The sequence below is a fragment of the Nocardiopsis listeri genome, assembly GCF_020741345.1.
Taxonomy (GTDB): domain Bacteria; phylum Actinomycetota; class Actinomycetes; order Streptosporangiales; family Streptosporangiaceae; genus Nocardiopsis; species Nocardiopsis listeri_A.
In genome coordinates this window covers 1-10467 of sequence record NZ_DYZD01000176.1, presented here as the reverse complement: position 1 = coordinate 10467, position 10467 = coordinate 1, and the positions used below count along the sequence as shown (strand labels likewise).

Annotated in this window: 13 protein-coding genes; 3 read left to right on the top strand and 10 right to left on the bottom strand. The window is 68.4% G+C overall.

Annotated elements, in window-relative coordinates:
* Positions 1-244 precede the first annotated feature (244 nt).
* A complete protein-coding gene (locus tag K8V84_RS09790; protein WP_304073325.1) occupies positions 245-979 on the top strand; it encodes a spermidine synthase in 735 nt (244 codons plus the stop codon).
* On the opposite strand, the gene K8V84_RS09785 is transcribed toward K8V84_RS09790, so the two are convergent.
* The 9 genes from K8V84_RS09785 to trxA form a co-directional block, all read right to left on the bottom strand.
* Positions 976-1608 (bottom strand): HAD-IA family hydrolase, encoded by a 633-nt coding sequence (locus K8V84_RS09785; RefSeq protein ID WP_304073322.1) that lies wholly within the window; start codon positions 1606-1608, stop codon positions 976-978. The genes K8V84_RS09790 and K8V84_RS09785 overlap by 4 nt on opposite strands.
* Before the next feature lie 5 nt (positions 1609-1613).
* Entirely contained in the window at positions 1614-1832 is a 219-nt protein-coding gene (locus K8V84_RS09780; protein WP_304073317.1) for an EF-hand domain-containing protein, read from the bottom strand.
* Between the two features lie 125 nt (positions 1833-1957).
* The gene (gene pstA / locus K8V84_RS09775; protein ID WP_304073314.1) at positions 1958-2866 is read right to left on the bottom strand and encodes a phosphate ABC transporter permease PstA; all 909 of its coding nucleotides are present in this window, start codon (positions 2864-2866) and stop codon (positions 1958-1960) included.
* Positions 2863-3867: a phosphate ABC transporter permease subunit PstC gene (pstC, locus tag K8V84_RS09770; RefSeq protein ID WP_304073311.1), complete on the bottom strand. Its 1005-nt coding sequence runs from the start codon at positions 3865-3867 to the stop codon at positions 2863-2865. Before pstC ends, pstA begins: the two co-directional genes overlap by 4 nt.
* Before the next feature lie 158 nt (positions 3868-4025).
* Complete coding sequence (pstS, locus tag K8V84_RS09765) at positions 4026-5219, bottom strand: phosphate ABC transporter substrate-binding protein PstS (protein WP_304073308.1); 1194 nt, start codon at positions 5217-5219, stop codon at positions 4026-4028.
* 402 nt (positions 5220-5621) lie between these two features.
* Positions 5622-6407 (bottom strand): response regulator transcription factor, encoded by a 786-nt coding sequence (locus K8V84_RS09760; protein ID WP_304073305.1) that lies wholly within the window; start codon positions 6405-6407, stop codon positions 5622-5624.
* 49 nt (positions 6408-6456) lie between these two features.
* Entirely contained in the window at positions 6457-7329 is an 873-nt protein-coding gene (pstB, locus tag K8V84_RS09755) for a phosphate ABC transporter ATP-binding protein PstB (protein ID WP_304073303.1), read from the bottom strand.
* Between the two features lie 217 nt (positions 7330-7546).
* Positions 7547-7768: a hypothetical protein gene (locus K8V84_RS09750; RefSeq protein WP_304073300.1), complete on the bottom strand. Its 222-nt coding sequence runs from the start codon at positions 7766-7768 to the stop codon at positions 7547-7549.
* A 482-nt stretch (positions 7769-8250) separates the two neighbouring features.
* Complete coding sequence (gene trxA, locus K8V84_RS09745) at positions 8251-8622, bottom strand: thioredoxin (RefSeq protein ID WP_304073297.1); 372 nt, start codon at positions 8620-8622, stop codon at positions 8251-8253.
* A 276-nt stretch (positions 8623-8898) separates the two neighbouring features.
* Here trxA and K8V84_RS09740 point away from each other — a divergent pair, with 276 nt between their 5' ends.
* Positions 8899-9243, top strand: a complete 345-nt coding sequence (locus tag K8V84_RS09740) for a YidH family protein (protein WP_304073294.1) — start codon at positions 8899-8901, stop codon at positions 9241-9243.
* Complete coding sequence (locus tag K8V84_RS09735; protein WP_304073291.1) at positions 9240-9599, top strand: DUF202 domain-containing protein; 360 nt, start codon at positions 9240-9242, stop codon at positions 9597-9599. The genes K8V84_RS09740 and K8V84_RS09735 overlap by 4 nt, the downstream gene beginning before the upstream one ends.
* Before the next feature lie 304 nt (positions 9600-9903).
* On the opposite strand, the gene K8V84_RS09730 is transcribed toward K8V84_RS09735, so the two are convergent.
* Positions 9904-10467 (bottom strand): NAD(P)-dependent oxidoreductase (locus tag K8V84_RS09730; RefSeq protein WP_304073289.1); only part of this gene is annotated, 564 nt, incomplete at its 5' end.

Genomic DNA, 10467 nt, shown 5'->3' with positions numbered 1-10467 from the left:
AGCCCCTGGAAGAGCGGTGTTCGGGACAGCACGTTTGGCACCGACGTGGTGGTGAGCATGTGGGGTTCTCCTGCTCGGGGCGGGCCGGAGCCGGGAGCGAGGGCCCGCACCCGGCTTCTCGGGTGACCGTGCGTCCCCAGTCTGCTTCGGCCACTCGGCCCTCGCCCTCCGACGATCGACCCTCTTCGCCCGCCGAAGGGCGCATCTTTCGATCCGCGGGCCCTTTCCGTCCGAGACGGGCACAATGGGGGCCATGAACCAGCGAACGGGGCACCTCGTGCCGGAGGAAGAGACGGTCACCCTGGCCCGCGTGACCGGGGAGACCGGCGGCGACCTGGTGCTGCGCCGGGTGGGCGCGCACTACGAGATCTACTCCAACGGGGTCTTCCTCATGGACACCCGGGACGGCACCTCGGAACGGGAGATGGTTCGCGCCGGCCTGAGCGCCCTACCTCAGGGGCGTTCGCACGCGCGCGTGCTGATCGGTGGGCTGGGTGTGGGTTTCTCCGCCCGGGAGGCACTCGACCACCCACGGGTGGCGCGGGTGGACGTGGTGGAGCTGGAACCCCAGGTGATCGCCTGGCACGAGGAGGAGCTGGGGGAGGCCGCCGACTTCGTCCACCACGACCCGCGCTGTCGGGTGTACAACGAGGACATCGTGGCCTGGCTGGCCAAAGCCGCGGCGGAGCCGGACCCCGCCCTCTACGACGTCATCTGCCTGGACACCGACAACGGGCCCGACTGGACCGTGGTGGAGAACAACAACCGTCTGTACGAGGCGGCCGGTCTGGAACGGCTCACCCGGTTGATGGCCCCGGGAGGGGTGCTCTCGTTCTGGAGCGCCAACGCCGTCGAGAGCTTCGAGAAGCTGCTCCGCGCCCGCTTCGACGTGGTGGAGGTCGTGGAGGTCCCGGTCGCCCGGGGCGTCCCCGACACCGTCTATCTCGCCTCGAAACCCCTGGCGGAACGGTCCTCCTAGAGCAGCGCCTCCAGGTGGGGACGCAGGTCGTCCATGCTTCGGTAGAGGACTCCGGTGAACCCGATCTCCTCGGCGGCGGCCACATTCCTCGGGGTGTCGTCCACGAACAACACCGAGGCCGGGCCGGCCGTGGCCCAAGGCCCCGCCCCCGCCCGCCCCAGTGCGGCCCGGTAGATCGCCGGATCGGGTTTGGCCACGCCCACCCGGGAGCTGTTGACCACGTCCGTGACGCAGTCGTCAAGGCCCAGTTCGGACAGGTCGGATTCCAGCCTGCCGGTCGCGTTGGAGACCAGCAGCACGGGTACCACCCGGCGCACCAGCCGCAGCAGATCCGCGAGTTCGGTGTTCACCGCGGGCACCACGGCCGTCCAGGTGTCGACCAGGGCGCGGGACCGGTCGGGTCCACCACAGCGGTCGGCCAACGCGGCGGCGACGCCGGCTCGCCACTCCTGGTCGGTGACCCGACCGGTGATCGCCGGAAGCAGGTGGTCGGGGTGGAAGGCGGTGCCGGCGAGGGTGCCCTCGGCAAGCCCGTACCGCCGGTCCACGGCGGGCATGCCTCCGTCCTCGGGCCACATGCGAAGGACGCCGTCCACGTCGCACAGGACGGCGTGGTGGCGTGCTTCCATCCTGGTCAGCCCCTGTTCTGGGACATGTAACGGGCGAACTCCTCCAGGGAGATGCGCTGGTCGCCGTCGGAGTCCATCGTCCGCACCACCTCGGCGGCCTGCTCCTCGGTGGTCTCGTCGCCGAGGTTGCGCATCAGGGAGGTCAGCTCCTGCGCGGAGATGAGACCGTCGCCGTCGACGTCCACAAGGGCGAACGTGGCGGCGTACTCGGTGGTCTGGGACATCGGGGTCACACTCCGGATCGTCTCGGGTCGAGGGTCCGGGCAAGGTTACCGTCGACGGACCGGACCGGGAAAGGCCCGCGGGGCCGTGCTCCGAATGGAACACGGCCCCGCTGCGAGGGGGTGGATCAGGTGTTGTCGGTGGAAGCCTTGGAACCGATCCACCGGGCGATCACGGTGAAGAGCAGCACCAGCGCGAACAGGCACAGCGCCGCGCCCCAGGCACGGTCGATGCCGGCCTCGAAGGGCTGGGCGGCGCCCTTGTAGAGCTGGAGGGGTACGGATCCCTGGGGGGAGCCCTGGAAGCCGGTGACGATGAGTCCGGAACCGAACGCGGTCAGCATCAGGGGTGCGGTCTCTCCGATGCCTCGGGCGATCGCCAGCATCGAACCCGTGGTCAGGCCCGGAGCCGCGGTCGGCAACACCGTGTGCACGATCGTCTGCCACTTGCGCGCGCCCAGACCGTAGCTGGCGTTGCGCATCTCGTTCGGGACCAGCCGCAGCATCTCCTCCGCGGACCTGGTCACGATGGGCAGCATCATCACGGCGATGGCCACGGCGCCCACGAAGGTACCGAAGCCCATGCCGCCCCAGCCGATCACCAGCAGGCCGTACACGAACAGACCCACGAAGATCGACGGGATACCGGTCATCACGTCGGTGAAGAAGCGGATCGCCGAGGTCATCCGGTTGGGCCCGTACTCGACGATGTAGACGGCGGTGGCGATGCCGAACGGAATCGACATCAGGATGGCCAGCGCCATGATGTACAGGGTTCCGAAGAACCCGGCCGCGTAGCCGCCGCCCTCACGCCGGGGCGGGGGTTCGGTCTGAGTGAAGAAGTCCAGGTCGACCACGCCGATGCCGCGACGGGTCACCTCGAAGATGATCAGTACCAGGGGGATCATCGCGAGGACCATCGCACCGGTCAGGAGCACGGTGGCGCTGCGGTCCTTGAACCGTCGGAACGAGGAACCCGGGGGGCGTTGGTTCAGCGGGACGTGCTTGCGCGGGGGAGTCGAGGTCATGGTGCTCATACGGCGGCGTCTCCCGTCATGCGCCCCAGGCGCCAGACGATGACGCGGGCGAGGATGTTGACGATCATCGTGACCAGGAACAGGGCGACACCGATGGCCATCAGTGCGGTCCTGGCCTCGGGTCCGGCCTCACCGAAGGTGGCGGCGATGTGCGAGGCCATGCTGCTGCCGGTGCTGAACAGGCTCGAACCCCAGGACTGGGCGCCACCGATGAGCATCAGGACCGCGATGGTCTCGCCCAGAGCGCGGCCCAGACCCAGCATGGCGGCGGCCACGATGCCGGAGAAGCTGGCGGGCAGCACCACCTTGCGCAGGACCTCCCACCGGGTGGAACCCAGGGCGTAGGCGGCCATGCGCTGGTCGATCGGGTGTACCACGATGACCTCGCGGATGATGGCGGTCATGATCGGCAGGATCATGATGGCCAGGACGATCCCGGCGGGCAGGTAGCCGACGCCGCGGATCGGTCCCTCGAAGAGGAAGAACCACCCGAACGTGTTCCCGAGGAACTCGAAGAACGGGCGGAGCACGTTCGGTAGGAACCAGTGCAGGCCCCACAGGCCGAAGATGACGCTGGGCACCGCGGCCAGCAGCTCCACCGTGTAGGAGAGCGGCTTGGAGAGGCGTCGCGGCGCGAGGTGCGTGATGTAGAAGGCGACCATGATCGCCAGCGGCAGTGCGATGACGATGGCGATCGCCGAGGTGATCAGAGTGCCGTAGATGAACGGCCAGGCACCGTAGGTTCCGGTGATCTCGGTCCGGGAGTTGCCGGAGGTCCAGTCCTCACCGGTGAGGAAGCCGAAGAAGCCTTCCTTGGCGAAGACGGGCCAGGCTTCGGTGGTGGTGCGGATCACCATCAGGGCCAGGATGACCAGCACGATCGTTCCGCAGGCCGCGACGACCCACTTGAAGACCGGGTCGGCCATGCGCCCCTTGCCTGAGCGGAGGGAACTGCGCCGGGGTTCCTCCGGGGCCGGGGCCTCGGGGGCCTGAGTGGACATTGTGCTTCTCCTTGATGGCTTTCGTGGGAGTCGGAGAGCGGTTCACCCCTGTTCTGCGTGCCCCGGGGTGTGAGGGGCGGGGCCGGAACCCGTGTTCCGGCCCCAACGTGCGGATGAGGCGATGGGGCCGGGAATCAGTGGTCCCGGCCCCGGAGGGGTCACTCCTCCTCGGAGCCCTCTTCGGCCTCGGCGTCTGCTTCGGTGCCGGCCTCGGCGTCGTCACCGTCGGTGGCGTCGTCCTCGGCGCCCTCCTCGGTGTCGCCGCCGCCGTTCTCGGAGTTGGTCCTCTCCAGTTCGGCGATGACGCGCTCGGTCAGCTCGTCACCGAGCGGCGCGTAGCCCAGCTCGCCGGCGACGTCCTGAGCGCCCTCGTCGGTCAGGGCCCAGGTCCAGAAGTCGATGATGGCGTCGGCGGTGGCGCCTTCGTAGCCGCAGGTGTAGGTGAAGATCCAGTTGGTGCCGGCGATCGGGTAGCCCTCGCCACCGATGTCGTCGATCGCGAACTGGAAGTCGTCCGGGACCTCGGCCTCCTCGGAGGCGGCGATGGTGGCTTCGAGGGTCGGCTCGATCGGGTTGCCGTCCTCGTTGACGACGGTGGCCACGGACAGGCCCGCCTCCTGGGCGAAGGACTGGTTCAGGTAGCCCATGCCGCCCGGGTTCTGGGCGATGCCCTGGGCCACACCGTCGTTCTGCTGGCCGCCGACCAGGCCGGACTCCCAGTCGAGCTCCTTGCCCTCGCCGTATTCGTCGGCCCACGACTCGACCTCGGTGGAGAGGTAGTGCGTGAACACCGCGGTGGTGCCGGAGCTGTCGGAGCGGTGGACCGGAACGATCTCGTCGCCGGGCAGGTCCATGTCCGGGTTGAGCTCGGCGATCGCCGGGTCGTCGAACGTGGTGATCTTGGTGGAGTAGATGTCGGCGATGGTCTGTGCGTCCAGGACCAGACCGTCCAGCTCCGGGTTGTCGAAGGCGATGACCACGGAACCGAACACGACCGGGAACTGGACCGCTTCGCAGCCGCGGGCCTCGGCGGCCGTGGCGAGGTCCTCGTCACCGAGGTACTCCTCGGAGGAACCGAAGTCGACGGTCTGCTCCAGGAACTGCTCGATGCCCGCGCCGGAGCCGACGCTCTGGTAGTTGATCTCCACGCCCGGCTGGACGTCGCTGCCGTAGCTGTAGATCCAGTCCTGGAAGAGAGGGTCGGGGAAGCTGGCCCCGGCACCGGTCAGCGAAGCGCTGAGCTCGGCCTCTGTACCGGCGGCACTGCCGCCGCCCTCGTCACCGTTGCTGCACGCCGCCGCGAGCAGGGGGATGGCCGCCAGAACGGCGAGCTTGGAACGCCCGTTGCGCATGTCGTAGTTCTCCTCGTTGAATCACCGCTGTCGGGGCTGACGTAAAACGACACTAGGCGGGCAGAAAGACCCCGGGTCATCGGATGAGAAGACGTTCGATAGAAGAAGGGTGAATGCCGGATGAACGAATGTCACTTTTCAATAACGAGAGGCGTGTGCGTCGGTTTCCGTCATCTTGCGTGTTCGGTCGGTGACGTTCCCGGTTGGGCTTCTGAACTGCGAAAATGAAAAATGTGTTCAGGCTGGAGGGAGCGTTCGCCCATGGTTTCGGTGACGCATCGACTCCCACTGTGTTCACCTGAACGTGTGTTGTGGAAAGGCGACACGGGGCATGGAAGAACGGCCTCTCCGGTCGCGTCGGAGGGCCTTTTTGCGGAATGCGAAAAAAAGTTACCCTTCGGCCTATCCGCCGTTCCCCGTGTCGAGCCGATAACCGATCCCGCGCACCGTGTGGATGAAACGGGGGCTGGCCTCGGAGTCGCCGAGCTTGTGCCGCAGTCGCCGGATGTGCACGGCGATCGTGTTGTTCACCGGGGGCAGGGGCTTGTGCCACACCTCGGTCCACAGTTCCTCGCGGCTGACCACGCGACCGCTGTTGCGCAACAGGAAGTCCATGATTCCGAACTCCCGCAGGGCCAGGTCGACCGGCTGCCCGTCCACGAACAGTCGGTGGCCCAGCGCGTCCAGTTCCAGGTCGCCCGAGCGAAGCGCGGCGTGTGAGGTGGCGGAGTTCTCCGGCAGACCCTCCGTCCCCGGCAACGAACCGCGCAGCAGTACCGACAGCTCCGGAATCCGGTAAGGCCGGCTCACACACGCCGTCGCGCCCGCGGCCAGGGCCCGGACCGCCCGTTGTGAGTCACCCGGACCCACCCCGATGAGGATGGGGATGTCCGTGGCCCGCCGGGTCACCCGCACCAGGGTCTCCAGATCGACCTCCGACGGGTCGGAGCTGGTCAGCAGGGTGTCCGGGCGCAGTAGCCCCACCCGTAGCAGGGCCTCCGCGCCGTCCACGCACACCGTGATGTCCACGTCGTGTCCGCTCAGCGACAGCACCAGCTGGTGCGACTGCTCGGACTCGGGCTCCACCAGCAGAACGCGCAGTGGACCCTCGGCCCGATCCGTGCGGGCCTCGTCGTCCGGGGCACCCGAAGGCGACGGAACCGGTGAGGGGGAGGCGAGCGCGGTCATGGGCGGGGTCCACTTCGTCGAGGGGGTGGTCGGGCGGCGCGCGTCGGGTCTACCCGAAGCGGCCCGAGATGTAGTCCTCGGTGCGCTGGTCGGCCGGCTTGCTGAAGATCGTCGCGGTCTCGTCGAACTCCACGAGGCTGCCGAAACGGTCGCCCACGTCGTCCACGTCCGCGGTGAAGAACGCGGTGCGGTCCGAGACACGGGCCGCCTGCTGCATGTTGTGCGTGACGATGACGATCGTGTACTCGGCCGCCAGCTCGTACATCAGGTCCTCGATCTTGAGCGTGGCGATCGGGTCCAGGGCGGAGCAGGGCTCGTCCATGAGGATGACCTCGGGGTTCACCGCGATGGTGCGGGCGATGCACAGACGCTGCTGCTGACCACCGGACAGCGCGAAGGCGCTCTCCTTGAGCTTGTCCTTGACCTCGTCCCACAGGGCGGCCTTGGTGAGGGTCTCCTCGACCAGGTCGTCCATGTTGCCGCGCATCCCGTTGATCCGGGGGCCGTAGGCGACGTTGTCGTAGATCGACTTGGGGAACGGGTTGGGCTTTTGGAAGACCATGCCGATACGGCGGCGGACCTCGATCGGATCCACGTCGGAGGCGTACAGGTCCTCACCGTGATAGGTCACCCTGCCCTCGACCCGGGCGCCCGGGATGAGGTCGTTCATCCGGTTCAGGGTGCGCAGCACGGTGCTCTTGCCGCAGCCGGACGGACCGATCATCGCGGTGATCTGGCGCGGGCCCACCTTCAGGTTCACGTCGCGCACGGCCTTGTTGGACCCGTAGTGGATCGACAGGTCGGCGATGTCGAAGACGGGGGCGCCCAGGTCGGGAACCCCACGGTTGTACCGGACGGTGTCGGGGGCGACCCCACGGCCGGACTCGGTTCCGCGAGGGGACGCGGTTTTGCTGACAGACATGTGGCCACTTCCGGTTCGGACGGGGCTTGCTCGGTGTTCTCACCCGGGGGTGACACCCGCGGAGCGCGTTCGATACCCATCGAAACGGGTGGGCATGAAGCGAAGGTGAACGAACCTCGTTGCCAAGGTGAACGTGGGAGGTGGAGTGCGAAGCCCCCGGTGACCTTCCGGTGTCCTCCCCGTTAGAGGGAGAGCGTCGCCGAGGGCCGGACGGCGGTCAGACGGACAGGGCCGGGTCGGGCCCGGGTGCCTGGACGGTTCGCAGTGTCTCGACGTACCGCCTGCGCGGGAGCCCGATGGCGACCTGGGTGAGCGGTTCGTGGACGCTCGCGGGCGGCTCGTTCACCGCCCGGATGTCGGACGAGCACCGGGTGGGCGCCACGGTGACTCCGACGGGGTGGCGCGGGAACGCCTTGAGTGCCCGAGGGACGGGGTTCATCGGGCGGCCCTCCCCGACCATGCGGATCCCGGTCCACGGCGGGTGGGCGGTGCGTCCGGCGAACCAGAAAAACGGGTCCTGGGCCGGGGTGAGGCCCCCGCCGTCCCCCGAGACGCCCCGGTGGGCGAAGCAGCGCGGCATGGCCCGCAGCGACCACAGGCACAGCGGCAGGGTGATGAGGAGGACGGCGCGGCGACCCGGGACGTGCGGGAGGGGTCATCGAGGGACGTGGTGTCGCGGCCGCCGGGGGTGATCCGGGGTGGCCTCGGGACCCCGATGCGGGTGCGTGCCGGAAAGCGTGTCGGTTGGAGCCACTGTGGTCGGGGGCGGACCACGCCCGGTCAAGGCCGGTGGTGCCTCGAACATCCGCGTCCACATGCGGTGAGGGCGTCGGAGGCCGGTCTCGGACGAGCGACGGCCGCCCCCGCCGTCCGAGGGGACGGTGGCGAGGGCGGCGGCCGAGCCCGGCGTCGGGGAAGGGCCTACTGTCGGGACTCGCCCTGCTCGGCGATCTTGTCCTTGACCTCGTCCATGTCGAGCTCCCGGGCCTGGGTGATCAGGCTCTCCAGCGCCTCGGAGGGGAGCGCGCCCGGCTCGTTGTAGATGACCGTCTGGTCGCGGACGATCATCAGGGTCGGGATGGACTGGATCTTGAACTCGAACGCCAGCTCACGCTGCGCCTCGGTGTCGACCTTGGCGTGCACGATGTCGTCGTGCTTGTCCGAGGATTCCTCGAAGACCGGGGCGAACTGTCGGCAGGGGCCGCACCAGTCCGCCCAGAAGTCGATGAGAACGAAGCTGTTGTCCTTCAGCGTCTCGGCGAAGTTGTCTTTGGTGAGTTCGACGGTGGACACGTGGTCTCCTGCTCTTCGTTCGTCTTGTTGGTGTCGACCGGTGGCCAACTGCCATCCTCCTGGGTGCTACAGCGGTCGTGCCCGCTCGTTTGTTCCGCATGCACGCGGGAGGCCCCCGAACACCCTGATGGCCTGTCGGTTTCCGACTCAACACGTGTTTCATATCGGTTTGGGAGGCAAGCCTCCCTGGGGTTAGTGTCGCCGTGCGGGACACGGGTTCATTGTGATGACCGTGATCCCGGGTCGTGGGCCGAACGCGCGAAACCGGGGGGACCGATGAGTACGGGAGAACCCGAGGACGAGGCCGTCGACTACCGGTTCACCCTGGCCAACGAGCGCACCTTCCTGGCCTGGATCCGTACCGCGTTGGCCCTGCTGGCCGGGGCCGTCGCCGTACTGCATCTGCTTCCGCTGGGTTGGGCCGAGGGGCCGCGCACCGCCGTCGGGCTGCTCCTGGCCCTGATCGCCGGGGTGGTGACGGTGTACGCACCGGTGCGCTGGTTCCGTGTCCAGCACATCATGCGCCGTGGTGACACCCTGCCGATGAGCGCTCTGCCCCTCGTGACCACGTTCGTCGTGGGTCTGGTGTGCCTGGTGGTTCTGCTGGGGAATCTGCTGTGATTCGGCGGGATCCGGGACTGCAACCGGAGCGCACCCTGCTGTCCTGGCAGCGCACGCTCATCCTGCTGGTCCTCGTGGGACTGCTGTACCTGCGTGGACCGTTCGTTCCCGGTGCCGGTGTGGACCCCGAGGTCCCGATGCCGCTCAGGGTGGGCGTCATGGCCCTGACCCTGTTGATGTGCGCCGGTCTCGGGCTGCACCTGTGGTTGAGGTGGCGAAGGACCGAACACGGTATGCGGGAAGAGGGCGGTGCCGGGCCACCGCCGAGCGTGGCCCGCCCCTGGGCCCTGATCCTGTTGTGCGCCGGTGTGTTCGCGCTGACCGTGGCCGTGGCGGCGACGGTGATCGTGCCCTGAACCGGCGTGCCCCTGCCGAGCGTTCGGTGGCCTCGTCGATGCGGGCCGGGGCCGGCCGGTGCCCTGTCGCGGGCGGAGAGGCCTCATGCCCTGTGACGGGCGGTTCGGCCGCGGTCTCGCGCACCGAAGGTTCGCGGGGCTGGTGTGGAACTTCCCGGGCCGGACCCGTTTCCCTGGCCGGGTGTGGGCGGCGACCGACGGTGAGGCGGGGACCTGGCCTCGTGCCCGCTCATGGCTGTGAGCCGATCGTGTGCAAGGACGAACGCGGGCGGCGGGGCACCCGACGAACTCCCCTGGCTCGGAACTAGGCGGGCTGTGGAAGGGCCTCGGCCGAACGACGGTGCTGCACGATGGAGTCGATGATCGTGTTCAGGTCCCTGGTCGGCTCGTAGCCGATCAGCCGCGCGGCCAGCGAGGTGTCCGGGTAGCGGCGCTGCATGTCCTCGTACCCCTCACCGTAGGCCTGCTCGTAGTCCACGTAGGTGATCTCGCTGCGGGAACCGGTCAGTTCCACGATCCGATCGGCCAGGCCCTTGATCGACACCTCTTCGTGTCCACCCAGGTTGACCGCCTGGTTGTAGGCCTCCGGGGTCTCCAGGAGCCGGGTCAGGGCCGGCACCACGTCGAAGACCGAACCGAAGCAGCGGCGCTGCGTACCCGTGCCGTACACCGTGATCGGCGCGTCGTCCAGGGCCTGGTCGACGAACCGGGGGACGACCATGCCGTAGCGCCCCGTCTGGCGCGGGCCGACCACGTTGAAGAACCGTGTGATGACGCAAGGTACGCCGGACTCGGACCCGTGTACGTAGGCGACCAGCTCGTCGAGCCCCTTGGCGGCCGCGTACGACCATCGACTCTTGGTCGGAGC

What these genes read in the sequence shown, in the direction of transcription:
- K8V84_RS09785 (WP_304073322.1), bottom strand. Translation starts at nt 1,608, where the DNA reads ATGGAAGCACGCCACCACGCCGTCCTGTGCGACGTGGACGGCGTCCTT.
- pstS (WP_304073308.1), bottom strand. Translation starts at nt 5,219, where the DNA reads ATGCGCAACGGGCGTTCCAAGCTCGCCGTTCTGGCGGCCATCCCCCTG.
- pstA (WP_304073314.1), bottom strand. Translation starts at nt 2,866, where the DNA reads ATGAGCACCATGACCTCGACTCCCCCGCGCAAGCACGTCCCGCTGAAC.
- K8V84_RS09760 (WP_304073305.1), bottom strand. Translation starts at nt 6,407, where the DNA reads ATGACCGCGCTCGCCTCCCCCTCACCGGTTCCGTCGCCTTCGGGTGCC.
- K8V84_RS09750 (WP_304073300.1), bottom strand. Translation starts at nt 7,768, where the DNA reads ATGAACCCCGTCCCTCGGGCACTCAAGGCGTTCCCGCGCCACCCCGTC.
- pstB (WP_304073303.1), bottom strand. Translation starts at nt 7,329, where the DNA reads ATGTCTGTCAGCAAAACCGCGTCCCCTCGCGGAACCGAGTCCGGCCGT.
- K8V84_RS09790 (WP_304073325.1), top strand. Translation starts at nt 245, where the DNA reads ATGGGGGCCATGAACCAGCGAACGGGGCACCTCGTGCCGGAGGAAGAG.
- K8V84_RS09780 (WP_304073317.1), bottom strand. Translation starts at nt 1,832, where the DNA reads ATGTCCCAGACCACCGAGTACGCCGCCACGTTCGCCCTTGTGGACGTC.
- K8V84_RS09740 (WP_304073294.1), top strand. Translation starts at nt 8,899, where the DNA reads ATGAGTACGGGAGAACCCGAGGACGAGGCCGTCGACTACCGGTTCACC.
- pstC (WP_304073311.1), bottom strand. Translation starts at nt 3,867, where the DNA reads ATGTCCACTCAGGCCCCCGAGGCCCCGGCCCCGGAGGAACCCCGGCGC.